Source organism: Rhodococcus sp. NFXS4 (genome assembly GCF_058139645.1).
Map to the genome: position 1 here is coordinate 1,594,777 of NZ_CP192221.1, position 26,248 is coordinate 1,621,024.

Genomic DNA, 26,248 nt, shown 5'->3' on the forward strand with positions numbered 1-26,248 from the left:
CCGGGCGGAGGTGATTCACTGGAGACCATGTCGGCCACCGGATGGTTCCTCGTCGCCCTGATCGTTCTCGTCGCCGCCGTTCTCGCGTTCCGACTTCGCGGACGCGCCGCATCCGGCAGGCCCACGACCTCCGGCGAGGTCGGAACGGTCGGCCTGGACGACGGTGCTCGCGCCGAGATTCATCGACTGCTGGCCGCCGACAAGAAGATTCAGGCGATCAAGGTCTATCGGGAGCGAACTGGCGCCGGACTGCGCGACGCGAAGGTGGCGGTCGAGTCCCTCGAACGCGGTGAGTCCCTCACGCCGGGCCCGGCGCAGTGGGACGACCTCGTTCCACGCCTCACGGCACTGAAGAACGAGGGACAGGCGATCGCCGCGATCAAGTTGCTCCGCGAGCGGACCGGGTTGTCGCTGCTCGAGGCCAAGAACGCCGTCGATCGACTGTGATCCGAGTTCAGTGCCAGGAGAAGTCGGAGCGCAGGCGCTGTGCCACCAGGTCGAAACGATCACGGGGGAGGACGGCTCCCTCTCGTCGGATCCCGCCCTCGGGAACGTCGAGCACGCGGTCGAGACGGACCCAACTCGGGCGTCCCTGCGCGTCCCACGGCCCGCCGCCGAGGCCGAGCCAGTCGCGGTCGCCGTCGTGCTTGCTCTGACTCGAGAGCATGAGGCCGAGCAGAGTGGAACCGTCGCGGCCGACCACGAGCACCGGTCGATCCTTGCCCTGCGACGGATCCTCCTCGTAGGCCACCCACGTCCACACGACCTCGCCCGGATCCGCGGCGCCGTCCAGCGCGGGGGAGTACTCGATGCGCCGTGCGCGCATGGCGGTGGGAACCGAGGTCGACGTCACGGGCCGTCCCGACGGTGCTCCGGTGGGTGACGTGCCACCGGCACCGGACGCGCCGATGCGTGAACCCAACGACTGCGTCACCTTGTCGAGGGCGCCGGACCGCTGCAGCTGCCGGAACAGGCGCGGGCCTTCCGCCACTGCGAGTCGTCCCAGTTTCTTGCCGATCGACGCCAGAGTTGCCATGCCGACCAGGCTACCGAGACCCGAGGACGTAACTCACCACCCGTGAATGAGGTTCGGCTACCCTAAGTCCGATTTCGGGAGATTCCCGATGTGAAAGAGGGTTGTCGTGAGGCGTGGAAGTGTCGGACGTGTGGGTTACCGCACGGTGGTGGCCGTCGGACTGAGTGTCCTGGCGCTGGTGTCGGCGTGCTCGTCCGACACCGAGAGCGGATCGACCGAGGGGTCGGTGACCGTGACTCACGCCTACGGCGAGACCGTCGTGCCGGCCGATCCGCAGCGTGTGGTCTCGGTCGGACTGACCGAGCAGGACACCCTGCTGGCTCTCGGCGTCGTTCCCGTCGGTGTCACGGAGTGGTACGGAGAGCAGCCGGACGCGACGTGGCCCTGGGCTCACGATCTGCTGGGTGACGCCCGGCCCGAGGTGCTCACCCAGGACGACGGCATCCAGTTCGAGAAGGTCACCGCCCTCGAACCCGACCTCATCATCGGCACCAACGCCGGCATGACGCAGGACGACTACACCCGGTTGAGCGCCATCGCCCCGACCATCGCCCACAGCGACGTCGATTCCCCCTACTTCGAGCCGTGGGATCAGCAGACCCGCACCATCGGAGCCGCGCTCGGCAAGCCCGACGAGGCGGAGGCGCTCGTCGAGAACGTCCGCACCCGGTACCGAGAGGCCGCCGAGGCCCACCCCGAGTTCGCGGGGAAGAAGGCCGTCCTCCTGCAGAACGCGATCTACGACGGCAACGCCATCGCCTATCAGGACGGTCTGAGCACCGACTTCCTCACCTCGCTCGGGTTCGAGATCCCGTCCGAGCTCGACGCCTTCGTCCAGGAGGAGGACGCCCAGGCGTACATCCCGTTGGAGAACCTCTCCGTGCTCGACACCGCCGACGTGCTGCTCTGGGCCACCGAGTCCCCGGAGGACCGCGCGACCCTCGAGGCCGACCCGGTGTACTCGTCGTTGCAGGAGGTGCGGGAGAACAGGCTCGTCTTCACCGACGCGATCACGGCCGGCGCCATCTACTTCACCTCGCCGCTGAGCCTGCCGTACCTGCTCGACTCGCTCGTACCGGCATTCGAGAGCACCCTCGCGGGTGCCGGAGCGGCCACCACCACGGCCCCCGCCTGACCCCTCCGGCCTGCCCGCCCCACCTGCACGACCGGCCTCCGGCCTGCCCGCCCCACCTGCACGACCGGCCTCCGGCCTGCCCGCCCCACCTGCACGACCGGCCTCCGGCCTGCCCGGGACCCCGGCCGTGGTGACGTGCAGATATTCTGTACGTCACCACGGCCGTCTCGTCAGGAGTACCCCATCACCAATTTTGCGGACACGACGTTCACGGATCCCACCAGGATCCGTAACTTCTGCATCATCGCCCACATCGACCATGGCAAGTCGACGCTGGCCGACCGCATGCTGCAGCTCACCGGTGTCATCGACGACCGGTCGATGCGCGCGCAGTACCTCGATCGCATGGACATCGAGCGTGAGCGCGGCATCACCATCAAGGCGCAGAACGTCCGCCTGCCGTGGAAGGTGGGGGACACCGAGCACGTCCTGCACCTGATCGACACCCCCGGGCACGTCGACTTCACCTACGAGGTGTCGCGTGCACTCGAGGCGTGCGAGGGTGCCGTGCTCCTCGTCGACGCTGCACAGGGCATCGAGGCGCAGACGCTCGCCAACCTCTACCTGGCACTCGAGAAGGATCTGACGATCATTCCGGTGCTGAACAAGATCGACCTGCCCGCGGCGGACCCCGACCGCTACGCCGCGGAGATCGCCCACATCGTCGGCTGCGAGGCGGACGACGTGCTGCGCGTCTCGGGCAAGACCGGCATGGGCGTCGAGGCATTGCTCGACGAGGTGGTCCGTCTGGTGCCCGCGCCGGTCGGCGACGCCGACGGCCCCGCACGCGCCATGATCTTCGACTCCGTCTACGACGCGTACCGCGGCGTGGTGACGTACGTGCGCGTGGTGGACGGCAAGATCCTGCCGCGCGAGAAGGTCACCATGATGTCGACCGGTTCGACGCACGAGCTCGTCGAGGTGGGCATCGTCTCGCCGGACCCCAAGGCGACGAAGGGCCTCGGCGTCGGTGAGGTGGGCTATCTCATCACCGGCGTCAAGGACGTGCGTCAGTCGAAGGTGGGAGACACCGTCACCAGCGCCCGCAACGGCGCGACCGAAGCGCTCACCGGATACCGCGAGCCACGGCCGATGGTCTACTCGGGTCTCTACCCGGTGGACGGGTCCGATTACCCCGATCTGCGCGACGCCCTCGAGAAGTTGCAGCTCAACGACGCCGCCCTCACCTACGAACCGGAGACGTCCGTCGCTCTCGGGTTCGGGTTCCGCTGCGGATTCCTCGGTCTGCTGCACATGGAGATCACCCGCGAGCGCCTCGAGCGCGAGTTCGGGCTCGACCTGATCTCGACCTCGCCCAACGTCGTGTACCGGGTGGAGATGAACGACGGCGCCGAGCACATCGTCACCAACCCGTCGTACTGGCCGGAAGGCAAGGCGCGCGCGGTGTTCGAGCCGATGGTCAAGTGCACCATCATCTCGCCGAGCGAGTTCATCGGGTCCATCATGGAGCTGTGCCAGAGCCGCCGCGGTGAGCTCGGCGGCATGGACTACCTGTCGGAGACCCGCGTCGAGCTGCGCTACACCATCCCGATGGCCGAGATCATCTTCGACTTCTTCGACATCCTCAAGTCGCGCACCCGCGGATACGCGAGCCTCGACTACGAGGAGATCGGCGAGGAGTCGGCCAACCTGGTGAAGGTGGACATCCTGCTGCAGGGCGAGGCCGTCGACGCGTTCTCGGCCATCGTGCACGCCGACGCGGCCGGTGCCTACGGCAACAAGATGACCACCCGACTCAAGGACCTGATCCCGCGCCAGCAGTACGAGATCCCGATCCAGGCGGCGATCGGGTCGAAGATCATCGCCCGCGAGAACATTCGTGCGATCCGCAAGGACGTCCTGGCGAAGTGCTACGGCGGTGACATCAGCCGTAAGCGCAAACTGCTCGAGAAGCAGAAGGCCGGCAAGAAGCGGATGAAGACCATCGGTCGTGTCGACGTGCCACAGGAGGCGTTCGTCGCTGCCCTGTCCACCGACGCGTCCGCGGACAAGAAGAAGTAGGTCCGCGGTCGCTCCCGCGGGGACACCCATGACCAGGACCCCGCCGGCCGGCACCGGGTCCGCCGCCGACGACGATCCGCCGTCGCTGGCCGACGCGGACCTGCTCCGTACTCCGCCGGCGACGCCGCGCGGAGTGCGCACGCGCGCTGCGCTCGTCGCGGCGGCGCGGGTGGTGTTCGAGCGTGCCGGGTACCTCGACGCCCGTCTCGTGGACATCACCGCCGAGGCTCGCTGCTCGTCCGGCACGTTCTACACCTACTTCGCGAGCAAGGAAGAGATCTTCGCGGCGGTGCTCGAGGTGTCGCAGGACGACATGATGCACCCCGGTACCGAACACGTGCCGGACGACGGTGATCCGGTCGCCGTCATCGAGGCGAGCACGCGCGCGTACTTCGAGGCGTACGAACGCAACGCGAAGCTGATGGAACTGCTCGAACAGGTGGCGGCCATCGACATCCGGTTCCGGCGGCTCCGACGCAACCGTGCCGACGCGTTCGTCCGTCGCAACGCGCGCAGCATCGCCGGTCTCCAGCGACGAGGCCTGGCGGACAGCGGCGTGGATCCCGTCGTCGCATCACTTGCGTTGTCGGGCATGATCTCCCGGCTGGCGTTCACCCATTTCGTGGTGGAGCCGTCCCTCGGCGAGCCGCCGACGTGGTCGTCGGATCAGCTGGTGCACGCGGCGACGCGCCTGTGGGTCAACGCCCTCCGACTCGACTGACCGTCAGGAGTGCGGGTGGCCGTGGGCGGGCTGGAACTGCCCGGCCTGCGCTGCCTCCTCCGCCCGGATGACGTGCACCACGGCGTTGATCAGCGCGAGGTGGGTGAACGCCTGCGGGAAGTTGCCCAGGTGCCGGCCCGTCTTCGCGTCGATCTCCTCCGCATAGAGCTTCAGCGGGCTCGCGAACCCGAGCAGCCGTTCGCACAGTCGCTTCGCGCGGTGCAGTTCGCCGATCTCGACCAGTGCGGACACCAACCAGAACGAGCAGATGGTGAAGGTGCCCTCCTCGCCGGAGAGCCCGTCGTCCGTGGTGTCGACGCGGTAGCGCAGTACCAGGCCGTCCTCGGTGAGCTCGTCGGCGATGGCGAGCACCGTCGCCCGGACGCGCTCGTCGTCCGAGGGCAGGAACCGCAGGAGCGGCACCAGCAGTAACGAGGCGTCGAGTGAGTCGTCGCCGTATCGCTGGGTGAAGACTCCGCGCGAGTCGACGCCGTGCTCGAGAACGTCGGCCTTGATCTCGTCGGCGATGCTCGACCATTCCTCGGCGTACGCCTTCTCGCCGTGCAGCACAGCAAGTTTCGCTCCGCGGTCGAGCGCCACCCAGCACATCACCTTGGAGGACGTGAAGTGCTGCGGTTCCCCACGTACCTCCCAGATGCCCCGGTCGGGCTCGCGCCAGTGCTCGATCGCTTCCTCCACCTGACGCTTCAGCAAGGGCCACAGCGACTCCGGAACATTCTCCCGCGAGCGCACGTGCAGGTAGACGGAATCGAGCATCGTGCCCCAGATGTCGTGCTGCACCTGGTTGTAGGCACCGTTACCGATGCGCACGGGGACGGCTCCGTCGTACCCGGACAGGTGTCCGAGCTCCTCCTCCTCGAGCGTGCGTTCGCCGCCGATGCCGTACATCACCTGCAGCGGAACGGGTTCGCCGTCGGGGCCCGACGTCACGTCGGAGATGAAGGCGAAGAAGTCGTTGGCCTCGCGATCGAGCCCGAGCGTGTACAGACCCCACAGGGCGAAGGTGGAGTCGCGTACCCAGGCGTACCGGTAGTCCCAGTTCCGCTCTCCGCCCGGCGTCTCCGGCAACGACGTGGTGCTCGCGGCGAGCAACGCGCCGGTCGGTGCGTACGTGAGACCCTTGAGGGTGAGCGCGCTGCGCTGCAGGAACCCGCGCCACGGATGGTCGGGAAAGCGGCCGATGGTGATCCACTGGCGCCAGCACTCCGCCGTCTGCCACATCTTCTCGGCGGACTCCTCGAAGGTGCGGGGAGGGTCGAGCGTCGACCACGACAGCGCGACGAAGACGTTGTCGCCCTCCGTCATCCGAGTCCGGGCGCGGGCCTCTCGCCCCTCGAGGCCGATGCGCAGATTGGTGGTCAACTTGAGAGTGGGTTCGGTGCCGTCGCCCGCCGTGGCGGTGGCCGTCGCCTCCTCGTAGACGTTGCCGGTGTACTCCCACACGGCAGGCTTGCGGTGGTAGTCGAACGCGGGCTCACAACTCATCTCGAGCTCGACCGTTCCGCTGACACACTTCACACTGCGGATGAGGCAGTGCTCGGCATCCCAGTCGGACGGGGCCCGGCGGTGCGTGCGGGAGCGCTCGTCCGTGTTGTGCCACTTGCCCATCACCAGAGCGTCGCGGACCACCAACCATCCGGTCTCGGTCTGCCACGTGGTCTCGACGATCAGACCGCCCGGGAGATAGCGCCGCGCCGCGGGCACGTTCTGACCGTACGGGCCGATGCGGAACTGCCCTGCGCCGCGATCGAGCACCGCTCCGAAGATGCTGGGGGAGTCCGGTCGCGGAATGCACATCCACTCCACCGCACCGTTGCGAGCGATCAGACACGTGGTCTCGCAGTCCGACAGGAAGGCGTAGTCGTCGATCGGCGGAAACGTCGTGCGATGCGGCAGCCACGTCTGGGCCGTGCCGGGAACGGTGTCGAGCGCGCCGCCCTCCTCGGCCGGCTCGGCCGCGCCGGGGCCGAAGACGGCTTCCCCCGCGCTGGCGACGCGGGGGACCACGGACTGTTCGTCGAACGGGCTCATCCGCCCATCATGAAGCCGTCCGGCGCCCCAGTCCACCGCGGAGAGCGAGGGACTACTGTCGTGAGGTGTGAACGCAGTGGCCACGTGGTGGGACGGAGTCGAACTCTGGATCGCCGGGTTGCCGTTCGTGCCCCAGGTCGCCGTCGTCCTGCTGGTGGTCGTGCCGGCAGCGGCACTCACCGCGTACGTCGTCGACATCGTGTTGTCTGCGCTCTTCGATGCCAGGCGGCGCTACTTCCGCCGGACGCCCGCCGACCGGGATCCCGCAGCCGTGACCACCGGCAACTCCGACCCCCGAGAGAAGTGACACCGTGCCCCGCTCCCGTGTGACCCTGGCCCTCATCGCGCTGATCGTGCTGGTGATCGTCGCGTGGCTGTTGACTCGGTAGCAGGCTCTCTCCGACTTTCTGCTAAATTCTCGGCTGTGTCCGACGCAGCCCCGCACCCGATCCGCCATGAACTGGCGCTGATCGCTGTCGGCATGCTCGCGGTCGCTGACGTCGACTGTCGCTGACCCCACACGGCGCGCCCTCACCGATTCCGGCGCGCTCCGCTCGTCAGTTCCGTCCCTCACCGCTGTTCATGTCCGTGCCGCCGCGCGCTCGCGTGTGCCGCACTCCTCGAGAGGTCCACCGTGTTCCCATCACGTCGTGTCCGCCTGCTGTCCGCCGCCTCCGTCGCGGCCGCCCTTACCCTGACCGCGTGCTCCACCGGGTCCTCCGACACCGTCGGTGAGACCGCCGCGTCCACGTCCGGTCCGTCGCTCACCCTCGTCGGGTACGCCGTGCCCAAGAACGGGTGGGATGCCATCGGCGCCGCGTTCGCCTCCACCGAGAACGGTGACAACGTCACCATCAACGCCGACTACGGCGCCTCGGGCAACCAGTCGCGCAAGGTCGCCGACGGCGCACCTGCCGACATCGTCAACTTCTCGGTCGAGCCCGACGTCACCCGACTGGTGAAGGCCGGCAAGGTCGACGAGGCCTGGAACCAGAACGCCTACGGTGGCGTGCCGTTCGGCTCCGTGGTGTCCATCGTGACGCGACCGGGCAACCCGAAGAACATTCGCACGTGGGAGGACCTGATCCGCCCCGACGTGCAGGTCATCAGCCCCAGCCCGCTCAGCTCCGGCTCGGCGAAGTGGAACTTGTTGGCGCCCTACGCCTCCGTGAGCAACGGCGGCCAGGATCGCCAGGCCGGCCTGGACTACGTCACCGAACTGGTGAAGCACTTCCCGGTGCAGCCCGACTCCGGCCGCTCCGCGTCCGAGGCGTTCCTCCAGGGCCAGGGCGACGTCCTGCTCAGCTACGAGAACGAGGCGCTGTTGCTCGAGGGGCAGGGTCAGCCGGTGGAGCACATCGTTCCGGACCAGACCTTCCGCATCGACAACCCCGTCGCGGTCGTCAACTCCAGCGCGAATCTCGAGCAGGCCAACGCGTTGAACGACTACCTCTACACCGCGGACGGCCAGAAGATCTGGGCCGACAGCGGTTTCCGTCCCGTCGACCCCGCAGTCGCCGCCGACTACACCGACAAGTTCCCGACGCCGCAGAAGCTGTACACCATCGACGACCTCGGTGGCTGGGCTGCGGTGGACAGTGACCTGTTCGGTGAGAACGGTGCCATCAACGCGATCTACAAGGCATCGAGCTGACCATGACGACAGAGGTCGCCGGTCGGCGAAAGTTCCTCCCTCGCCGGCCGGCCTCCGGCCTTCCCGCCTCTCGCCGGCCGGACTCCCATCTTCCCGGGGGATCGCTCACGCTCGGCACCGTCGTCCTGTGGCTCTCGATCATCGTCCTGCTGCCCCTGGCGGCCGTGCTGAGTCGCTCCCTGTCCGACGGACCCGCGGAGTTCTGGGACGCGGTCACCGATCCGCGGGCGCTGGCCACTCTGCGCGTGACGGTGCAGGTCTCGGTGGTGGCGGCGCTGATCAACGTGGTGATGGGCACTGTCATCGCGTGGGTGTTGGTGCGCGACGACTTTCCGGGCAAGTCGGTCGTCAACGCACTGATCGACCTGCCGTTCGCCCTACCCACCATCGTCGCGAGCCTGGTGCTCCTGTCGCTGTACGGGCCGATGAGTCCGGTGGGCATCACGTTGAACGCCACGAAGGCCGGTGTCGTGCTCGCCCTCGCCTTCGTCACGCTGCCGTTCGTCGTGCGCGCGGTGCAGCCGGTCCTCATCGAGCTCGACCGGGAAGTGGAGGAAGCGGCCGCCTCGCTCGGTGCGAGCAATCTGGTGATCTTCCGGCGGGTCGTGCTGCCGGTGCTGCTGCCGTCGATCCTCTCGGGTGCCGGACTGGCCTTCTCGCGGGCACTCGGCGAGTTCGGATCCGTCGTCCTCATCGGTGGCAACATTCCCGGCGAGACGCAGATCGCGTCGCAGCTCATCCGCGAGCAGATCGAGACCGATCAGCCCGTCGACGCGGCCGCGATCTCCGTGGTGCTGTTGCTCATCGCCTTCGTGGTGCTGTTCGTGCTGCGCATCTCCGGTAGTCGCCTCGCCCGGCGGGAGGAGCAGAAGTGAAGCTGTCCACCGGAACTCGACTGAGCCTCCGTACGGTCGCGTTGCTCTATCTGGCCGTGCTGGTGGTGTTCCCGCTGGGTGCGATCCTGTACCGCACGTTCGAGAACGGCATCGTCTCGTTCTTCCAGCTCATCACCACACCGGCCGCACAGTCGGCGTTGCAGTTGTCGCTGATCATCGTCGCGATCGTCGTGCCGCTGAACGTGGTGTTCGGCGTCGTCACGGCCCTGGCTCTCGCGCGCGGCAACTTCCGTGGCAAGGGTCTCGTGCAGGCGGTCGTCGATCTCCCGTTCGCGGTGTCCCCGGTCATCGTGGGTGTCGCGCTCATCCTGCTGTGGGGTGCCGGCGGCTGGTTCGGCTTCCTCGCCGAGTGGGGCATCACGATCATCTTCGCGCTGCCCGGCATGGTGCTGGCCACCATCTTCGTCACGCTGCCGTTCGTGGTGCGCGAGGTGGAACCGGTGCTGCACGAGATCGGGCAGGAGCAGGAGGAGGCCGCGGCCACGCTGGGCGCGACGTCGTGGCAGACCTTCTGGCGCATCACACTTCCCGCCATCCGCTGGGGGCTGACGTACGGCGTCGTCCTGACGGTCGCCCGCGCGCTCGGCGAGTTCGGTGCCGTCATCATCGTCTCCACCAACCTGCCGGGCATCTCGCAGACGCTGACCCTGCTGGTGAACGCCAGGTACGAGGACTTCAACCAACCGGGCGCGTACGCCGCGTCGACACTTCTCATGGTCGTCGCCGTCATCGTGTTGCTGCTGATGACGGTTCTGGACCGCAAGCGAACCAAGGAATGAGCACCGTGACGACGACGACCACGACGACAGAGAAGCGCACGGGCGGCATCGAGATCTCCGTCCGGGGAGCGCGGAAGAACTACGGCGACTTCGCGGCCCTCGACGACGTGTCCCTCGACATCCCGTCCGGATCGTTGACGGCGCTGCTGGGGCCCAGCGGGTCGGGCAAGTCGACACTGTTGCGGTCGATCGCCGGACTCGAGGAGCTGGACTCCGGCGTGGTGGTCATCGCCGGCGACGACGTCACCACCGTCAGTCCGCAGAAGCGCGACATCGGATTCGTCTTCCAGCACTACGCCGCGTTCAAGCACCTCACCGTGCGCAAGAACGTCGCCTTCGGGCTCGAGATCCGCAAGCGGCCCAAGGCCGAGATCGACGAGCGCGTCGATCAGCTGCTCGACATCGTCGGCCTCTCGGGTTTCCAGACGCGCTTCCCGGCGCAACTGTCCGGTGGACAGCGTCAGCGCATGGCCCTGGCCCGCGCGCTCGCCGTGGATCCGCGGGTGCTGCTGCTCGACGAGCCGTTCGGTGCCCTGGACGCAAAGGTGCGGGCCGATCTCCGCACGTGGCTCCGTCGACTGCACGACGAGGTGCACGTCACCACGGTGCTCGTCACGCACGATCAGCAGGAGGCGCTGGACGTCGCCGACCGGATCGCGGTCATGAACAAGGGCCGGATCGAACAGGTGGGCGCCCCTCGCGATCTCTACGACACCCCGGCGAACGATTTCGTCATGTCCTTCCTCGGCGAGGTGTCGCGGCTCAACGGCCAGCTGGTCCGTCCGCACGACATCCGGGTCGGCCGCACACCGGATCTCGCGAACGCGCAGCAGACCGGCACGGCCGAGAACGCGGGGGTGTTGCGGGCGACCGTCGAGCGTGTCGTGCACCTGGGCTTCGAGGTGCGGGTGGAGCTGCGCAACGGCGCCACCAACGAGCTGTTCTTCGCGCAGATCACCCGCGGCGACAACGAGGCGCTGGGGCTGCAGAGCGGGGAGACCGTGTACGTGCGTGCCACGCGCGTGCCGGTGATCCCCGGCTGACTCACGCGCGGTCGACGCACCCCGACCGGACACTCACCGTCGGGCCACGGAACGCCGGATCACCGCATCGCGTGACCATCGCCAGCACGTCGCCGGCGTGGATGTCCGACGGCAGGTCGAGCGCGGGGCACACGCAGCGCCCCGACCGGGTGCAGAGGCAACACGGAACCGGTCGGCACACCGGATGGCGCGAGGCGACGCGGACGGACACCGGGGCGACACCCGAGTCGGCACCGGTCGTGACGACGCGGAGGAGCCCTCGGTACACGTCCACCGACCGGACCCGGGTCACCGTCACCACCGCGGTGTCCGCTCGGACGGCCACGGCGTCGCCGTACTCGTCGCACAGATCGTCGAGGAACGTCTCGGCGCGCCCGTCGCTTCGGACACACAGCCTGCCCCCGTGGGTGTGAATCTCCCCGGGCCACAGCGCACGAGCATCGTCCGGAGACGACAGCGACGGCAGTAGTTCACGCAAGGTCATGACTCGACCCTGCATGCTCCACTGCCGTCGTCGGCGGTTCCTGACGTCGTCTCGACGCGGGGGCGTCTCTTCCTTACGCGTTCGATGCGCGCAGCACGGCTGCCGCGACCTCGGCCGGCGTCGCGGTGTCGTCGGCATCGACGTGATGATCGGTGACCGGGATCCCGGCCGCAGCGATCTCGACTCGCGCGGCAGCGAGATCCTCGCCGTCCGCCGACGAGATGGGCACGATCGCGACCACTCCGGCATCCGCGAACAACCGGGCCAACCGGGCGAGTTGCACCGTCGCGGCGCGGGTTCCGGCTGCGGCGTCGATGTCGAGGACTCCGCGGACGTTGTCACCGCCGACGATGTAGGCGGTGCGACCGGAGGCGGTCAGTGCGTCCTCGAGCGCGACGGCGACGGCGGCCTTGTGCGAGGACGGGTGGCCGGTGAGCCAGATCGTCGCACCGTGCTGACCGGTACGGCGGACACGCTCGTCGCGGGTGATCGACGACGGAACCCAGGACGGGGTGTCCGAGCGGTCGAGCACCGCGCGGGACCCCTCGATGATGCCCGCGGCCACGGTGTCGTTCGTGTGCTCGTCCAGCAGGATGAACGCACCGGAGTCGCGGTTGTCCGCGTAGTCGTCGGTCACGATCACCGCACTGGTCCGCAGCGTCACCCGTGCGATGTCGTTGAGCGACAGGTTCTCCGAGCCGGGATGCTCGTCGAGCGTCTCCGGATCGAGTCGCGAGTGGATGCGCTGCACCGTCGCGCGCACCGTGGTGGTGGTGTGCTTGATCGCCAGTCGGTCGCCGACACCGAGAGGTGCCTCCGCCAGCCAGCACACGGTGGCATCGAATTCCCGTGCGAGCGTGGGCAGGTGGGCGTCGGGCTCGCCACTGACCAGGACGTCGCCGCGGGCCACGTCGATGTCGTCGGCCAGTTCGACGGAGACGCTGAGCGGAGCCACGGCGACGTCGCGGGCGTCGTCCAGCGTGTCGAGCGCCGTGACCACACTGCGCGATCCGGACGGCAGCGCGACGATCGAGTCGCCGATCTGCACGGTGCCGGCGGACAGCCGGCCGGTGTACCGACGGCGTTCGCCGTCGGTGGGGCGAGAGACCCACTGCACGGGCAACCGCAGCTCCGTGGCGACCGGTGCGGGAGCGACCAGGTCGATGCTCTCGAGGTGATCGAGCAGAGTGGGGCCCGTGTACCAGGGCATGGTCGAGGACGGCCGAACGACGTTGTCGCCCAGCTTCGCCGCGATCGGGATGACCAGAATCTCCGTGCCGAGGCGGGCACCGAGGTCGGCGAGCTCGCGCTCGACGTCACGGAAGCGGGACTCGTCGAAGTCGATGAGATCCATCTTGTTGACGGTCGCCACCAGGCGGTCGACACCCACGAGCGTCGCGATCCGGGCGTGACGACGCGTCTGCCGCAACACGCCGGCGCGGGCGTCCACGAGCAGGATGGCGACGTTCGCGTTGGAGGCTCCCGTGAACATGTTGCGCGTGTAGCGCTCGTGTCCCGGGGTGTCTGCGAGGACGTAGCTGCGACTCGGCGTGGAGAAGAAGCGGTAGGCGACATCGATGGTGATGCCCTGCTCGCGCTCGGCACGCAGACCGTCCGACAGGGCGGCGAGGTCGGCCACGCCCTCCTCGTCGGTCACGGCGTCGAGGTGATCGAGCGGAAGACTGTCCGTGTCGTGCAGCAGCCGCCCGATGAGGGTGGACTTGCCGTCGTCGACGGAGCCGGCTGTGGCGATGCGCAGCAGCTGACGCGGGGCGGTGGGAGCCGGGAACACCGGAACGTCCGACACCGGAAGCGGATTGGTGATGGTCATCAGAAGTACCCCTCGCGCTTGCGATCTTCCATCGCGGCTGTGGACGTGCGGTCGTCGGCGCGGGTCTCGCCGCGCTCGGACACAGTGGCCGCGGAGATCTCCGTGATCACCCCGGCGATGTCGGTGGCGTGCGAGCGCACGGCGCCGGTGATGGTGAGGTCGCCCACCGTGCGGTAGCGCACCATCTCGACGGCAGCGGTCTCGTGCTCGGTCGGGGAGGTGAACTCCGAGGTGGCGAGCAGGATGCCGTCGCGCTCGAACACCTCGCGCTCGTGGGCGAAGTAGATGGACGGCAGCTCGAGCTGCTCGAGCTCGATGTACCGCCAGATGTCCAGCTCGGTCCAGTTGCTCAGCGGGAACACGCGGACCTGCTCACCGCGCTTGATGCGGCCGTTGTACAGCGACCACGGCTCGGGGCGTTGGGCCCGCGGATCCCACTGGCCGAACTCGTCGCGGAAGCTCAGCACACGCTCCTTGGCGCGCGCACGCTCCTCGTCGCGCCGCGCACCACCGAACGCGGCGTCGAACTTGTTCTCCTCCAACGCGTCCAGCAACGTCCGGGTCTGGAGACGGTTGCGTGAGCCGGAGGACCCGCCGACCTCGCGGACGCGACCGGAGTCGATCGACTCCTGGACGGACGCGACGACGAGGCGATGGCCGCCCTCCTCGAGTCGTCGGTCGCGGAACTCGATGACCTCGGGGAAGTTGTGTCCGGTGTCGACGTGCATCACCGGGAAGGGAACGGGGGATGGGCGGAACGCCTTCTCCGCCAGGCGCAGCAGGACGATGGAGTCCTTGCCCGCCGAGAACAGCAGTACGGGTCGTTCGAGCTCGGCGACCACCTCGCGGATGATGTGGACGGACTCGGCCTCGAGTGCCCGGAGCTCGTCGACGTGGGTGACGTCCACGCTCGTGGCGGCTGTCATCGGGTTCCTTCCTCGGTCGAGTGCAGTCCGCACTCGGTCTTGGTGCTGCCGGCCCAGCGACCGCTGCGCGGGTCCGCTCCGGGAGCGGGCTTGGCCGTGCACGGTGCGCACCCGATCGACGGGTAGCCCTCGTCGACGAGCGGGTTCACGAGGATGCCGTGCTCGTCGATGTAGGACTGCATCTCGTCGTCGGACCACGCCGCGATCGGGTTGATCTTCACCAGGCCGAACGCCTCGTCGAAGGAGATCAGCGGCGAGTTGGCGCGCGTGGGTGCCTCGACGCGGCGGATGCCGGTGACCCAGGCGCTGTAGTTCGCCAGCTCACGCTTCAGCGGCACGACCTTGCGCAGTGCGCAGCAGCGTGCGGGATCGCGGGCGAAGAGATCCTTGCCCTCGAGCCTGTCCTGCTCGGCCACCGACACGGTCGTCTTCGCGTCGATGACGTTGACCCCGTAGACCGACTCGACGGCGTCACGAGTACCGATGGTCTCGGCGAAGTGGTAGCCGGTCTCCAGGAAGAGCACGTCGACACCCGGATGCACCTGCGCGGCCAGATGGACCAGCGCGCCGTCCTGCATGTTCGACGCGACGATGTAGTCGTCGCCGAAGGTGTCCTCGGTCCAGCGCATGAGCTCGTCCGCCGAGGCGCCGTCCATCTCCCGCGCACCCCGCTCGGCGATGGCGCGGAGCTCGGACTCGGTCAGGTGGCGATGGGTGGCGACGCTCATGAGACAACCTTTCGCGGGCGGACGGTCCAGGAGACAACGCGAGGGCGGGACACGCGATTCCCGTGCTCGCTCACTGCAGATCCGCGTCGTCGGCGCGTACGGCCCACTGCGCGAACCGCTCGCCCTCGTCGCGCTGCTTGACGAAGTTGCGGACGACCCGGTCGATGTAGTCGCCCAGCTCGGCGCTGGTGACCTTGTGCTGGCGCAACTTCCGGCCGAAGGCACTGTCGAAGCCGAGGCTTCCACCGAGATGGACCTGGAAGCCCTCCACCTGTCCGCCGTCACCGTCGTCCACCAGTTGGCCCTTGAACCCGATGTCGGCGACCTGCGAACGAGCGCACGAGTTGGGGCAGCCGTTGATGTTCACGGTGATGGGGACGTCGAGTTGCGCGTTGACGTCGGCCAGCCGCTGCTCGAGTTCGGGGACGAGCACCTGCGAACGCTTGCGGGTCTCGGCGAAGGACAGCTTGCAGAACTCGATGCCGCTGCACGCCATCAGGTTCTTGCGCCAGATGGACGGCCGCGCCGGCAGACCCAGCGCGTCCATCTCGGCGATGAAGTCCTCGAGCTTCTCGTCGGAGATGTCCAGGACGATGAGCTTCTGGTACGGGGTGAACCGGATGCGATCCGACCCTGCCCGCGCGGCCGCGTCGGCGACCTTCGTCAGGATCGTGCCGGACACGCGGCCCGCGATGGGGGCGAGTCCGACGGCGTTGAGGCCGTTCTTCAGCTTCTGGACCCCGACGTGGTCGACGGGCCGGGTCGGCTTCTCGGGGGCGGGGCCGTCGAGCAGCGGCCGCTTCAGGTACTCGGTCTCGAGCACTTCCCGGAACTTCTCCACGCCCCAGTCCTTGACCAGGAACTTCAGCCGCGCCTTGTTGCGCAGACGCCGGTATCCGTAGTCGCGGAAGATCGAGACGACGCCTTCCCACACGTCGGCGACCTCGTGCAGCGGCACCCAGACCCCGAGCCGCTGCGCGAGCATGGGATTGGTGGACAGACCGCCGCCGACCCAGACGTCGAGGCCGGGACCGTGCTCGGGATGGTTCACCCCGATGAAGGCGATGTCGTTGACCTCGTGGACCACGTCCTGCTGGCCGGAGATCGCGGTCTTGAACTTGCGGGGGAGGTTCGAGTACTCCGGCCGGCCGATGTAGCGCTCGACGATCTCGTCGATGGCGGGCGTGGGATCGAGGACCTCGTCGAGCGACTCGCCGGCGAGCGGGGAGCCCAGCACGACGCGCGGGCAGTCGCCGCACGCCTCGGTGGTCTTCAGACCGACCGACTCGATGCGGCGCCAGATCTCGGGGACGTTCTCCACCTCGATCCAGTGGTACTGCACGTTCTCCCGGTCGGACAGATCGGCGGTGTCGCGGCCGAACTCCTGCGAGATCTCACCCAGAGTGCGCAACTGCAACGCGCTCAGTGCACCGGCATCGCAGCGGATGCGCATCATGAAGTACTTCGCTTCGAGCAGGTCGATGTTCTCGTCGCCCGTGAAGGTGCCGTCGTAGCCCTGCTCGCGCTGGGTGTAGAGCCCCCACCAGCGGAAGCGCCCGCGCAGATCGGCCTTGTCGATGCTGTCGAAACCCTGCTTGGAGTAGATGTTCTCGATCCGCGCGCGGACGTTGAGCGGGTTGTCGTCCTTCTTGCTCTGTTCGTTCGCGTTGAGCGGTTCCCGGTAGCCGAGTGCCCACTGGCCCTCGGACCTCCGCTTGGCGGGACGGGTCGACCGTGCGCGCGGCGCAGCGGTGTCGGGGGTGTTCGTCATGGGCGCTCCAAGGTCGGGCGCCGAACAGGAAGGGGTGTCTCGGAGGGCTGGTCCGCACACCTCGTCCCTGACCGGCCGGGGGGTGTGCGGGCTGGCGGGAGGGTCAGACGAGCGGCCTCAGACAGCTGCAGACGCGTGCGAGATCGACGTGGCGCCGAGCCACGAGCATGATCTCCACGACTGTCATGAGCCCCATTCTGCCACGACGCGGGTGCCTCCCCCGACCAGGGCGTCGACGAGGAGGGAGGAGGACACTGGTCCGGTGATCCCCGTTCCACTCGCTCCTCCCGCTGTCGGTGTGCTCGCACCCGAGTCGTTCGTCGATCGTCCGGCCGCGCCGTTCGGCCTCTACCTCCATGTGCCGTTCTGCGCGACGCGCTGCGGTTACTGCGACTTCAACACCTACACCGCCGGGGAGCTCGGAACGTCGGCGTCACCGCAGTCCTGGCTCGACGGGGTGCGCCGCGAGCTCGACCTCGCCGCGGCGACGTTCGCGCGGGAGTCGGGCAGCGTGCCCAGCGTCGACACCGTGTTCGTGGGCGGCGGAACGCCGTCGCTGCTCGGTGCCGACGGCCTCGCCGATCTCCTCGGTGCCGCGCGCTCGTCCTTCACGTTCTCGGCCGATGCCGAGGTGACGACGGAGTCGAATCCCGAGTCGACGTCGCCGGCCTTCTTCGACGGAATCCGCGCGGCCGGCTACACACGTGTGTCGTTGGGCATGCAGTCGGCGGCACCGCACGTGCTCGCGATCCTCGACCGCACCCACACCCCGGGACGCGCCGGGGACGCGGCACGGGAAGCGGCGGCGGCCGGGTTCGACCACGTGAACCTCGACCTCATCTACGGAACGCCGGGAGAGAGTGACGACGACCTCGACGCGTCGTTGACGGCGGTGCTCGACGCCGGTGTCGACCACGTGTCCGCGTACGCGCTCATCGTCGAGGACGGGACGGCCCTGGCGAGACGGGTGCGCCGGGGCGAGCTCCCGGCTCCGGACGACGACGTGCTGGCGTCGCGCTACCAGCGGATCGACGCGCGTCTCGGCGCGGCCGGCTTCGGGTGGTACGAGGTGTCCAACTGGGCGCGGGGCGACGGTGCGGAGTGCCGGCACAACCTGGGGTACTGGGACGGCGGTGACTGGTGGGGCATCGGTCCCGGCGCACACAGCCATGTGAACGGGACGCGGTTCTGGAACGTCAAGCATCCGGCGCGATACGCGGAGACGCTGGCGAACGGGGCGCTGCCGATCGCGGACAGCGAATCTCTCACGAGCGACGAGCAACACATGGAACGTGTCATGTTGACCGCGCGGCTGCGGGCGGGAATGGCCGCGGGTGACCTGTCAGCGGACGAGGTGGCCCGTGCGGACTCGATCGCCTCCGACGGGCTGCTCGTCCGTCACGACAATCGGTACATTCTCACCGACCGTGGGCGGTTGCTCGCCGACGGGGTCGTGCGCGACATTCTCGAGTGAGTGCCGCTCAGGCCCCGATCGCGTCGTAATCGAACACCCGCGCGTGCAGGACGACACGGTTTCGCAGCGCGGCCCGTACCGCCCGGTGCAGGCCGTCCTCGAGGTACACGACGCCGTGGTAATGCACGGCATGGGGAAACAGGTCCCCGTAGAACGTGCTGTCCTCGGACAGCAGACGGTCGAGTTCGAGCACCTTCGTGGTGGTCACGATCTCGTCGAGGCGCAACTGACGTGGCGGAATCTTGGACCAGTCGCGGAGCGACAGACCGTGCTCCGGATACGGCTTGCCGTCGCGCACTCCCTTGAAGATCACACCGGTCACAGTAGTGACTCGGGCGAGCGGAATGGGGCACCCGCGCGTCGCCGACTAGAATCGGCTGGTCCCGCACAGCCACCGGTCCCGAGCGTAGGAGGGTTGCGATGTCGAGTACGGAGGATCGACGTTTCGAGGTCCTGCGTGCCCTGGTCGCCGACTATGTCGCGACGCAGGAGCCCATCGGATCGAAAGCACTGGTCGATCGACACAACCTGGGAGTGTCCAGCGCGACCGTGCGCAACGACATGGCCGTGCTGGAGGCCGAGGGCTACATCACGCAGCCGCACACCAGCTCGGGTCGTATCCCCACCGACAAGGGCTACCGGCAGTTCGTCGACCGCATCGCCGACGTCAAGCCGCTCTCCGCGGCGGAGCGACGGGCGATCCTGCAGTTCCTCGACACCGGCGTCGACCTGGACGACGTGCTGCGGCGCGGTGTTCGCCTGCTCGCCCAGCTGACCCGTCAGGTCGCCGTCGTGCAGTACCCGACCCTGTCCGCGTCGTCGGTCCGCCATCTCGAGGTGGTGGCCCTGACGCCGGCGCGACTGTTGCTGGTGCTCATCACCGACTCCGGCCGCGTCGATCAGCGCATCGTCGAACTCGGCGACGTCATCGACGACGAGGACCTCTCGCGTCTGCGGTCGCTGCTCGGCGGCGCGCTGGAGGGCAAGCGTCTCGCCCTGGCGTCGGCCGCGGTGGCCGAACTCGCCGAGACGGCGCCCGAGGATCTGCGCGACGCCGTGGTGCGCTCGTCGACCGTGCTGGTCGAGACGCTCGTCGAACACCCGGAGGAGCGGCTCGTGCTCGGGGGGACCGCCAACCTGACGCGCAACGCCGCCGACTTCGCCGCGCTCAGTGGGTTCCCGGGGTCGTTGCGCTCCGTGCTCGAGGCGCTGGAGGAACAGGTCGTGGTGCTCAAGCTCATCGCGGCGACCCAGGACACCGGCCGAGTGACCGTCCGGATCGGCGAGGAGACCATGGCCCCGGAGATGCGGGGCACCTCGGTGGTCTCCACCGGCTACGGCTCGGCGGGCAACGTGCTGGGCGGTATGGGTGTGCTCGGCCCCACTCGCATGGACTACCCGGGAACGATCGCGTCGGTCGCGGCTGTTGCTCGATACATCGGAGAGGTGCTGGCCGAACGATGACGGCCGGTGCACTCACCTGCCCCACCCGAACTTTTCCCGACCCACCTTCCACCAAGAGGATATGAGTACACACGTGGCACGCGACTATTACGGAACTCTGGGCGTCGACAACAAGGCGTCGGACCAGGAGATCAAGCGCGCGTATCGCAAACTCGCGCGTGAGTTCCACCCCGACGTCAACCCCGACGAGTCGGCCCAGGCCCGCTTCAAGGACATCAGCTCCGCGTACGAGGTGCTGTCCGATCCCGAGAAGCGACGCATCGTCGATCTCGGTGGCGATCCGCTCGAGAGTGGCGGCGGAGGCGGAGCAGGCGGCTTCGGCGGTGCCGGCTTCGGCGGCGGACTGGGCGACGTGTTCGAGGCGTTCTTCGGCGGCAACGGCGGCGGCACCCGCGGACCCCGCGGTCGCGTCCAGCCCGGCTCGGACTCGCTGCTGCGCACCACGCTGACGCTGGAGGAGTGCGCCACCGGCGTCACCAAGCACATCGCCGTCGAGACGGCCGTGCTGTGCGACGTGTGCACCGGTTCCGGGACCAACGGCGACTCGACGCCGGTCCGCTGTGAGACGTGCAACGGTGCCGGCGAGGTCCAGTCGGTCCAGCGGTCGTTCCTCGGACAGGTCATGACGGCGCGTCCGTGCCCCACCTGCCGCGGCGCGGGCGAGACGATCCCCGATCCCTGCCGCAAGTGTGGCGGCGACGGGCGCGTGCGTGCCCGCCGCGAACTGGCCGTGAAGGTGCCGGCCGGTGTCGGCAGCGGGATGCGCATCCGCCTCGCGGCGCAGGGCGAGGTCGGCCCCGGCGGCGGTCCCGCCGGTGACGTGTACGCCGAGGTGGTCGAGAAGTCGCACGACGTGTTCGTCCGCGACGGCGACGATCTGCACTGCACCATCCGCGTGCCGATGGCGGACGCCGCCCTGGGCACGTCCGTCAGCGTCGACGCGATTCTCGACGGTCCCACGACGATCACCGTCGACCCCGGCACGCAGCCCGGCTCGGTGCAGGTCCTGCGCGGTCACGGCATGCCCAAGCTGCGCAGCGGTGTCCGCGGCGATCTGCACGCGCACCTCGAGGTGGTCGTCCCGGCCCGCCTGGACTCCACGGAGACCAAGTTGCTGCAGCAACTGCGCACTCACCGCGAACGCGACAACGCCGAAGTGGTCACCACCGCATCGCAGCACACCGGGGGACTGTTCTCCCGTCTGCGCGACGCCTTCAGTCGCTGATCGGGCGGGGGACCACTGGTGGCGGCGACCGTCTACTTCCTCGATCCGCTGCCGTCTCCGGGGGAGTCGGGCGCGTTGGACGGGGCCGAAGGTCGGCACGCGGCCACGGTGCGCCGGACGACCGTCGGTGAGCGGCTGGTGCTGTCGGACGGCCGCGGCTCGCTCGCGGCCGTCGAGGTCACCGGCGTCGAGAAGGCCCGGCTCTCGTTCACGGTGCTCTCCGTCACCACCGCGGAGCCGCCCCGGCCCACGGTGACCGTGATCCAGGCGCTCCCGAAGTCGGAGCGCTCGGAACTGGCCGTCGAGACGGCGACCGAGGCGGGTGCGGACGCGATCGTGCCGTGGCAGTCGCTGCGCTGCGTGTCGCGATGGGACGGCCCGAAGGCCGTCAAAGGTGTCGCGAAGTGGCGGAACGCTGCCTCCGCGGCCGCCAAGCAGGCGCGGCGTGCCTTCGTTCCCGACGTCGCCGACCTGCACGACACTCGGATGGTGCGCAGCCTGGTCGAGGGCGTCGTCGCACGTGGGGGCATCGTGGTCGCGCTGCACGAGGCTGCGCCCGGGGCCTTCGCGGACCTCCCGTTCCGCGGCGCACCCGAGGTGGTGCTCGTCGTCGGACCCGAGGGCGGGCTCGACGACACGGAGATCGACATGCTCGTCGGTGCGGGCGCGACGCCCGCGCTCCTGGGGCCGACCGTCCTGCGGACATCGACCGCGGCGGCCGTGGCGTTGGGCGCGCTCGGCGTCCTGACCGATCGCTGGTCCGGCGCGCCCCCTGCTTGATCTGCGGCGCGGGCCGCTGGTGCACGTGCTCCGGTTTCCGCAACCCGCTCCTGTTGTGACCGGAGCAGGTTGTTGCAACCGGAGCACCTGGCGCCGCCCGGCCCGTGTGCGGGAAGGGCCAGCTACGAGGGTTGCGCGCGACATACTGGAATGCGCTTCTCGGGGGAGACGTTAAAGTGGTGAGAGGTTCCCGTCGCGGCGAACCGAGTATCGAAACCCGAGAGAAGGCCATAGCCACCACGTGAGTGACAACATCCCTTTCGTCGGCACCAGAGGTGACGATGCGCAGGACACCACTCGTGCGTCCCGCGCGCAGAAGCGGCAGTCCTCACGCCCGGTTCTGACCGAGGCGCGTGTGACCGAGTCCATCGAACTCGACCCCGCCGTGATGTTCCCTCTGCTCGGGTCCGCCGACGGTAACCTCCGGGCGCTCGAGCAGGTGCTCTCCGCCGAGATCCACGTACGCGGCAACGTCGTCACGTTCGAGGGGGCACCGTCCGACATCGCCGTCGGCAAGCGGGTGCTCACCGAGCTCGCCGCCGTCGTGGTCGCCGGCGGACCGGTCACTCCGGACGCGGTGCGGCGCACCGTCGCGATGCTCAGCCGCGGCGTGAGCGAGTCTCCCGCCGAGGTCCTGAGCCTGGACATCCTGTCCCGACGCGGCAAGACCATCCGGCCCAAGACGCTGAACCAGAAGCGCTACGTCGACGCGATCGACGCCAACACCATCGTGTTCGGCGTGGGTCCCGCCGGAACGGGTAAGACCTACCTGGCCATGGCCAAGGCGGTGCAGGCTCTGCAGGCGAAGCAGGTCAGCCGCATCATCCTCACGCGCCCGGCCGTCGAGGCGGGGGAGCGACTCGGGTTCCTCCCCGGCACACTGCACGACAAGATCGATCCGTACCTGCGTCCGCTCCACGACGCGTTGCACGACATGATGGACGTCGAAGCCATCCCGAAGCTCATGCAGGCGGGCATCATCGAGGTCGCACCGCTGGCCTACATGCGTGGCCGCACGCTGAACGACGCGTTCATCATCCTCGACGAGGCGCAGAACACCACGGCCGAGCAGATGAAGATGTTCCTGACCCGCCTCGGCTTCAACTCGAAGATCGTCGTCACCGGTGACATCACCCAGGTGGATCTCCCCGGGGGATCGCGTTCGGGACTGCGTGCCGCCACCGAGATCCTGGTGGACATCGACGACATCCACTTCGCCAAGCTCGACAGCAGCGACGTGGTCCGGCACCGACTGGTCTCCGACATCGTCGACGCCTACGACCGTTTCGACGCCGCGGACGCCAAGTCCGCCAACCGCGCTGCGCGTCGCAGTGGCGGTCCCCGCGCCGCGCACCACTGATGTGGGCGTGCACGGGCACGGGGGCGTCGCCGCGCACTAGTACGGTGTTCGCATGAGCATCGAGGTCTCCAACGAATCCGGGATGGACGTCGGAGAAGAGGATCTGATCGCGGTCGCGCGCTACGCCATCGCGCAGATGGACGTGCACCCGGCAGCCGAGCTGTCCATGGTCCTCGTCGACTCCGCCACCATGGCCGATCTCCACATGCGCTGGATGGACCTGCCAGGTCCCACCGACGTGATGTCGTTCCCGATGGACGAGCTCGAGCCGGGCGGTCGCCCGGACTCACCGGACCCCGGTCCGTCGATGCTCGGAGACATCGTGCTGTGCCCGTCGTTCGCGGCGGACCAGGCCGAGAAGGCCGGGCACCCGCTCGAGCACGAACTCGCACTCCTCACCGTGCACGGTGTGCTGCACCTCCTCGGCTACGACCACGCGGAGCCGGACGAGGAGAAGGAGATGTTCGGCCTGCAGAACAGCATCCTCGAGGACTGGTACGAGAGTCTGCGCCAGGCCGAGCGCGACGCTCTGTCGGCTGCGCGGGACGCGAAACTGTTGGGCAGCACCGGCTTCGCGAATCCCCGGACCGATGCTGGTGGTGAGTCGACCCGGTGACCAGCGCTCCGGCACTGATCGTGCTCGCGGTTGTCCTCGTCCCTCTCGGTGGCCTCTTCGCCGCCATCGACTCCGCCGTCAACACCGTCTCCTCCGCACGCGTCGAGGAGATGGTGAAGGAATCTCGGGGCGGGGCGAGCGAACTGCTCCGCATCCTCGAGGACCGTCCGCGGTACGTCAATCTGATGGTGCTGCTGCGCATACTGTGCGAGATCGGGTCCACGGTTCTGCTCGCCGGAGCGTTGCTGGACCTGCTCGCGCCGGCGCAGGCCCTGGCCATCGCCGCCGGCGTCATGGTGGTGGTCGACTACGTCGTCATCGGCGTGGGGCCCCGCACACTCGGCCGCCAGCACGCGTACTCCATCTCGCTGGGGTCGTCCTACCCGCTGCGCGCCATCGGCATCCTGCTGGGCCCGGTGAGCCGGTTGCTTATTCTCGTCGGCAATGCGATCACGCCCGGCCGCGGCTTCCGCAACGGTCCCTTCGCCTCCGAGATCGAACTGCGGGAACTGGTCGACATGGCGCAGGAGCGCGGCGTGGTCGCCGACGACGAGCGCCGCATGATCCAGTCCGTGTTCGAGCTCGGCGACACCTCCGCACGCGAGGTGATGGTGCCGCGCACCGAGATGGTGTGGATCGAGCGTGACAAGTCCGCCGGACAGGCGACCACCCTCGCCGTGCGGAGCGGGCATTCGCGGATCCCGGTGATCGGCGAGAACGTCGACGACATCCTCGGCGTCGTCTATCTCAAGGACCTCGTGCAACAGACGTACACGTCGTCGGACGGTGGTCGCAGCGTGCGTGTCGACGAGGTCATGCGTCCCGCGGTGTTCGTCCCGGACTCCAAGCCGCTGGACAGCCTGCTGGCCGAGATGCAGAGGGACCGCAAGCACATGGCCGTCCTGGTGGACGAGTACGGCGGCGTCGCCGGACTCGTCACCATCGAGGACGTGCTCGAGGAGATCGTCGGCGAGATCGCGGACGAGTACGACACCGACGAGGTGGCCCCGATCGAGGAACTCGAGGACGGCCGCTTCCGGGTGTCGTCCCGGCTTCCTCTCGAGGACCTCGGCGAACTGTTCGACATCGAGATCGACAACGACGAGGTGGACACCGTCGGCGGCCTGCTGTCCTACGAGATCGGGCGCGTCCCGCTGCCGGGCGCCCGAGTCGAGGCACACGGGTTGATCCTGGTGGCCGAGGGCGGCTCCGATGCGCGCGGACGAGTGCGCGTGAGCACCGTGACCGCCGAGAAGCTTCCCGAACCGGACGCCGACGACGAGGACTCCGAGTCGTCGGACGAGAGAGACGAGATCGACCATGACCGAGACTGACGATTTCCACTCCGGGTTCGTGTGCTTCGTAGGACGGCCCAACACCGGCAAGTCCACCCTGACGAATGCCCTGGTGGGGGCCAAGATCGCCATCACGTCCTCCCGGCCCCAGACCACACGCCACACCATTCGGGGCATCGTGCACCGGGACCACGCGCAGCTGATCCTCGTGGACACCCCGGGCCTGCACCGGCCGAGGACCCTGCTCGGGCAGCGTCTGAACGACCTGGTGCGCGACACCTACTCGGAGGTCGACGCCATCGGTCTCTGCATCCCGGCGGACGAGAAGATCGGCCCCGGCGATCGCTGGATCCTGGAGCAGGTCCGCCACAACGCGGGCAGGACAGCGCTGGTCGGTCTGGTGACCAAGATCGACAAGGTCTCCAAGCAGCGCGTCATGGAGCAGCTGATCGCCGTCTCGAACCTGCTCGGTCCCGACTGCGAGGTGGTCCCCGTGTCCGCCGCGTCCGGCGAGCAGGTGGAGGTCGTCGTCGACGTCTTCGCGAAGGTGCTGCCGCCCGGGCCTGCGTTCTACCCCGACGGTGAGCTGACGGACGAGCCGGAGGAGACCCTCATGGCCGAGTTGATCCGGGAGGCAGCGCTCGAGGGGGTGCACGACGAGCTCCCGCACTCCCTCGCCGTGGTCATCGAGGAGGTCGGGCCCCGCGAGGGGTCGGACACGATGCTGGACGTGCACGCCATTCTCTACGTCGAACGTCAGTCGCAGAAGGCGATCGTCATCGGCAAGGGTGGGGCTCGACTGCGCGACGTGGGCACCGCGGCTCGCGGTCAGATCGAGAAGCTGCTCGGCACCCGCATCTACCTCGACCTCCGCGTCAAGGTGGCCAAGGACTGGCAGCGCGATCCCAAGCAGATGGGCAAGCTGGGCTTCTGACCCCGCGCTACCGTGCCGCGAT

General features: G+C 68.5%; 26 protein-coding genes. 18 read left to right on the forward strand and 8 right to left on the reverse strand.

From position 1 onward, the window contains the following. The first annotated feature begins 27 nt into the window (after positions 1-27). Positions 28-447, forward strand: coding sequence for a hypothetical protein (locus tag J4E04_RS07465; protein ID WP_490150287.1), 420 nt, complete (start codon positions 28-30; stop codon positions 445-447). Between the two features lie 7 nt (positions 448-454). Here J4E04_RS07465 and J4E04_RS07470 read toward each other — a convergent pair whose 3' ends face one another. Beyond that, on the reverse strand, positions 455-1,036 hold the full coding sequence (locus J4E04_RS07470; protein WP_222631571.1) for a type II toxin-antitoxin system PemK/MazF family toxin: 582 nt from the start codon (positions 1,034-1,036) through the stop codon (positions 455-457). 130 nt (positions 1,037-1,166) lie between these two features. On the opposite strand from J4E04_RS07470, the gene J4E04_RS07475 reads away from it, so the two are divergent. The 3 genes from J4E04_RS07475 (at position 1,167) to J4E04_RS07485 (ending at position 4,914) form a co-directional block, all read left to right on the forward strand. Then, complete coding sequence (locus J4E04_RS07475) at positions 1,167-2,171, forward strand: iron-siderophore ABC transporter substrate-binding protein (RefSeq protein WP_051613348.1); 1,005 nt, start codon at positions 1,167-1,169, stop codon at positions 2,169-2,171. Between the two features lie 135 nt (positions 2,172-2,306). Further along, entirely contained in the window at positions 2,307-4,193 is a 1,887-nt protein-coding gene (gene lepA / locus J4E04_RS07480; protein ID WP_269320095.1) for a translation elongation factor 4, read from the forward strand. Positions 4,194-4,221: 28 nt separating this feature from the next. Then, positions 4,222-4,914 carry a TetR/AcrR family transcriptional regulator gene (locus J4E04_RS07485; RefSeq protein ID WP_051613349.1) on the forward strand — a complete coding sequence of 231 codons (693 nt, stop codon included), beginning with the start codon at positions 4,222-4,224 and terminating at the stop codon, positions 4,912-4,914. Between the two features lie 3 nt (positions 4,915-4,917). On the opposite strand, the gene J4E04_RS07490 is transcribed toward J4E04_RS07485, so the two are convergent. After that, complete coding sequence (locus tag J4E04_RS07490) at positions 4,918-6,966, reverse strand: glycoside hydrolase family 15 protein (RefSeq protein ID WP_027505707.1); 2,049 nt, start codon at positions 6,964-6,966, stop codon at positions 4,918-4,920. A gap of 67 nt (positions 6,967-7,033) precedes the next feature. Between J4E04_RS07490 and J4E04_RS07495 the strand changes: the two genes are divergently transcribed. From J4E04_RS07495 to J4E04_RS07520, 6 genes are all read left to right on the forward strand, one after another. Further along, positions 7,034-7,273, forward strand: coding sequence for a hypothetical protein (locus J4E04_RS07495; protein WP_037185709.1), 240 nt, complete (start codon positions 7,034-7,036; stop codon positions 7,271-7,273). A gap of 117 nt (positions 7,274-7,390) precedes the next feature. Continuing rightward, positions 7,391-7,480 (forward strand): Ms4533A family Cys-rich leader peptide, encoded by a 90-nt coding sequence (locus J4E04_RS07500; protein ID WP_321163718.1) that lies wholly within the window; start codon positions 7,391-7,393, stop codon positions 7,478-7,480. A gap of 120 nt (positions 7,481-7,600) precedes the next feature. Further along, positions 7,601-8,620 (forward strand): sulfate ABC transporter substrate-binding protein, encoded by a 1,020-nt coding sequence (locus tag J4E04_RS07505; RefSeq protein WP_490150288.1) that lies wholly within the window; start codon positions 7,601-7,603, stop codon positions 8,618-8,620. A 2-nt stretch (positions 8,621-8,622) separates the two neighbouring features. Beyond that, positions 8,623-9,495 carry a sulfate ABC transporter permease subunit CysT gene (gene cysT / locus J4E04_RS07510; protein WP_490150289.1) on the forward strand — a complete coding sequence of 291 codons (873 nt, stop codon included), beginning with the start codon at positions 8,623-8,625 and terminating at the stop codon, positions 9,493-9,495. Continuing rightward, a complete protein-coding gene (gene cysW / locus J4E04_RS07515; protein ID WP_027505710.1) occupies positions 9,492-10,295 on the forward strand; it encodes a sulfate ABC transporter permease subunit CysW in 804 nt (267 codons plus the stop codon). The genes cysT and cysW overlap by 4 nt, the downstream gene beginning before the upstream one ends. Beyond that, positions 10,292-11,338, forward strand: coding sequence for a sulfate/molybdate ABC transporter ATP-binding protein (locus J4E04_RS07520; protein WP_051613350.1), 1,047 nt, complete (start codon positions 10,292-10,294; stop codon positions 11,336-11,338). The genes cysW and J4E04_RS07520 overlap by 4 nt, the downstream gene beginning before the upstream one ends. A 1-nt stretch (position 11,339) precedes the next feature. Here the strand turns inward: J4E04_RS07520 and J4E04_RS07525 are convergent, their stop codons facing one another. The 5 genes from J4E04_RS07525 to J4E04_RS07545 all read right to left on the reverse strand — a co-directional run bounded on the left by J4E04_RS07525 (position 11,340) and on the right by J4E04_RS07545 (position 17,078). Continuing rightward, entirely contained in the window at positions 11,340-11,822 is a 483-nt protein-coding gene (locus J4E04_RS07525; RefSeq protein ID WP_222630391.1) for a hypothetical protein, read from the reverse strand. A 73-nt stretch (positions 11,823-11,895) separates the two neighbouring features. Then, complete coding sequence (locus tag J4E04_RS07530; RefSeq protein ID WP_490150290.1) at positions 11,896-13,653, reverse strand: GTP-binding protein; 1,758 nt, start codon at positions 13,651-13,653, stop codon at positions 11,896-11,898. After that, the gene (gene cysD, locus J4E04_RS07535) at positions 13,653-14,579 is read right to left on the reverse strand and encodes a sulfate adenylyltransferase subunit CysD (protein WP_222630395.1); all 927 of its coding nucleotides are present in this window, start codon (positions 14,577-14,579) and stop codon (positions 13,653-13,655) included. The genes J4E04_RS07530 and cysD overlap by 1 nt, the downstream gene beginning before the upstream one ends. After that, the gene (locus J4E04_RS07540) at positions 14,576-15,307 is read right to left on the reverse strand and encodes a phosphoadenylyl-sulfate reductase (protein WP_027505713.1); all 732 of its coding nucleotides are present in this window, start codon (positions 15,305-15,307) and stop codon (positions 14,576-14,578) included. Before J4E04_RS07540 ends, cysD begins: the two co-directional genes overlap by 4 nt. Positions 15,308-15,377: 70 nt before the next feature. Next, positions 15,378-17,078, reverse strand: a complete 1,701-nt coding sequence (locus tag J4E04_RS07545) for a nitrite/sulfite reductase (RefSeq protein WP_056445789.1) — start codon at positions 17,076-17,078, stop codon at positions 15,378-15,380. A 298-nt stretch (positions 17,079-17,376) separates the two neighbouring features. Between J4E04_RS07545 and hemW the strand changes: the two genes are divergently transcribed. Beyond that, positions 17,377-18,552 carry a radical SAM family heme chaperone HemW gene (gene hemW / locus J4E04_RS07550; RefSeq protein ID WP_490150512.1) on the forward strand — a complete coding sequence of 392 codons (1,176 nt, stop codon included), beginning with the start codon at positions 17,377-17,379 and terminating at the stop codon, positions 18,550-18,552. A gap of 7 nt (positions 18,553-18,559) precedes the next feature. Here hemW and J4E04_RS07555 read toward each other — a convergent pair whose 3' ends face one another. Next, entirely contained in the window at positions 18,560-18,865 is a 306-nt protein-coding gene (locus J4E04_RS07555) for a type II toxin-antitoxin system VapB family antitoxin (protein ID WP_027505715.1), read from the reverse strand. A gap of 107 nt (positions 18,866-18,972) precedes the next feature. On the opposite strand from J4E04_RS07555, the gene hrcA reads away from it, so the two are divergent. From hrcA to era, 7 genes are all read left to right on the forward strand, one after another. Beyond that, positions 18,973-20,016 carry a heat-inducible transcriptional repressor HrcA gene (hrcA, locus tag J4E04_RS07560; protein ID WP_027505716.1) on the forward strand — a complete coding sequence of 348 codons (1,044 nt, stop codon included), beginning with the start codon at positions 18,973-18,975 and terminating at the stop codon, positions 20,014-20,016. Positions 20,017-20,089: 73 nt separating this feature from the next. Further along, positions 20,090-21,241, forward strand: a complete 1,152-nt coding sequence (gene dnaJ, locus J4E04_RS07565) for a molecular chaperone DnaJ (protein ID WP_027505717.1) — start codon at positions 20,090-20,092, stop codon at positions 21,239-21,241. An 18-nt stretch (positions 21,242-21,259) separates the two neighbouring features. Continuing rightward, entirely contained in the window at positions 21,260-22,021 is a 762-nt protein-coding gene (locus tag J4E04_RS07570) for a 16S rRNA (uracil(1498)-N(3))-methyltransferase (RefSeq protein WP_056445787.1), read from the forward strand. Between the two features lie 340 nt (positions 22,022-22,361). Beyond that, positions 22,362-23,381: a PhoH family protein gene (locus tag J4E04_RS07575; RefSeq protein WP_056446329.1), complete on the forward strand. Its 1,020-nt coding sequence runs from the start codon at positions 22,362-22,364 to the stop codon at positions 23,379-23,381. A 52-nt stretch (positions 23,382-23,433) separates the two neighbouring features. Beyond that, positions 23,434-23,997, forward strand: a complete 564-nt coding sequence (gene ybeY / locus J4E04_RS07580; protein WP_027505720.1) for an rRNA maturation RNase YbeY — start codon at positions 23,434-23,436, stop codon at positions 23,995-23,997. Next, positions 23,994-25,331, forward strand: coding sequence for a hemolysin family protein (locus J4E04_RS07585; protein ID WP_056445784.1), 1,338 nt, complete (start codon positions 23,994-23,996; stop codon positions 25,329-25,331). The genes ybeY and J4E04_RS07585 overlap by 4 nt, the downstream gene beginning before the upstream one ends. After that, a complete protein-coding gene (era, locus tag J4E04_RS07590) occupies positions 25,318-26,226 on the forward strand; it encodes a GTPase Era (RefSeq protein WP_027505722.1) in 909 nt (302 codons plus the stop codon). Before J4E04_RS07585 ends, era begins: the two co-directional genes overlap by 14 nt. Positions 26,227-26,248 lie beyond the last annotated feature (22 nt).

What these genes read in the sequence shown, in the direction of transcription:
- J4E04_RS07540 (WP_027505713.1), bottom strand. Translation starts at nt 15,307, where the DNA reads ATGAGCGTCGCCACCCATCGCCACCTGACCGAGTCCGAGCTCCGCGCC.
- J4E04_RS07465 (WP_490150287.1), top strand. Translation starts at nt 28, where the DNA reads ATGTCGGCCACCGGATGGTTCCTCGTCGCCCTGATCGTTCTCGTCGCC.
- J4E04_RS07490 (WP_027505707.1), bottom strand. Translation starts at nt 6,966, where the DNA reads ATGAGCCCGTTCGACGAACAGTCCGTGGTCCCCCGCGTCGCCAGCGCG.
- cysT (WP_490150289.1), top strand. Translation starts at nt 8,623, where the DNA reads ATGACGACAGAGGTCGCCGGTCGGCGAAAGTTCCTCCCTCGCCGGCCG.
- hrcA (WP_027505716.1), top strand. Translation starts at nt 18,973, where the DNA reads ATGTCGAGTACGGAGGATCGACGTTTCGAGGTCCTGCGTGCCCTGGTC.
- J4E04_RS07520 (WP_051613350.1), top strand. Translation starts at nt 10,292, where the DNA reads ATGAGCACCGTGACGACGACGACCACGACGACAGAGAAGCGCACGGGC.
- J4E04_RS07485 (WP_051613349.1), top strand. Translation starts at nt 4,222, where the DNA reads ATGACCAGGACCCCGCCGGCCGGCACCGGGTCCGCCGCCGACGACGAT.
- J4E04_RS07530 (WP_490150290.1), bottom strand. Translation starts at nt 13,653, where the DNA reads ATGACCATCACCAATCCGCTTCCGGTGTCGGACGTTCCGGTGTTCCCG.
- era (WP_027505722.1), top strand. Translation starts at nt 25,318, where the DNA reads ATGACCGAGACTGACGATTTCCACTCCGGGTTCGTGTGCTTCGTAGGA.
- cysD (WP_222630395.1), bottom strand. Translation starts at nt 14,579, where the DNA reads ATGACAGCCGCCACGAGCGTGGACGTCACCCACGTCGACGAGCTCCGG.
- J4E04_RS07470 (WP_222631571.1), bottom strand. Translation starts at nt 1,036, where the DNA reads ATGGCAACTCTGGCGTCGATCGGCAAGAAACTGGGACGACTCGCAGTG.
- J4E04_RS07525 (WP_222630391.1), bottom strand. Translation starts at nt 11,822, where the DNA reads ATGACCTTGCGTGAACTACTGCCGTCGCTGTCGTCTCCGGACGATGCT.
- ybeY (WP_027505720.1), top strand. Translation starts at nt 23,434, where the DNA reads ATGAGCATCGAGGTCTCCAACGAATCCGGGATGGACGTCGGAGAAGAG.
- J4E04_RS07545 (WP_056445789.1), bottom strand. Translation starts at nt 17,078, where the DNA reads ATGACGAACACCCCCGACACCGCTGCGCCGCGCGCACGGTCGACCCGT.